Genomic DNA, 281 nt, shown 5'->3' on the forward strand with positions numbered 1-281 from the left:
TCGGTGACCGAAGGCGGCGAGATCACCTACACCGTCACGCTGACCAACAAAGACGGCCTGCCGATCAACAACCACTCGGAGCTGTACTTCAAGCTGACCGACGGCACCACTGTCGTCGTGGCAGCCAACAGCACCACCGGTTCGGCCACTGTAGCCGCCCCGGACAACGTCTATGTCGGCACCAACGCGCCGGTGGTCAATGCCATCGACGCGGTCAGCGGCGCAGATGCGTGGAAGTTCGAAAACCTGAACCTGGACAAGACCCCGGTCAGCACCGAGGT

The 281-nt window shown here is 62.3% G+C and carries 1 protein-coding gene; it reads left to right on the forward strand.

Annotated features, from left to right (window positions below; translation table 11 throughout):
• On the forward strand, positions 1-281 hold a 281-nt coding region (locus FQ668_RS27385), incomplete at both ends, for an immunoglobulin-like domain-containing protein (protein WP_144180766.1).

The sequence above is a fragment of the Pseudomonas sp. Kh14 genome (genome assembly GCF_900291005.1).
GTDB classification, from domain to species: domain Bacteria; phylum Pseudomonadota; class Gammaproteobacteria; order Pseudomonadales; family Pseudomonadaceae; genus Aquipseudomonas; species Aquipseudomonas alloputida.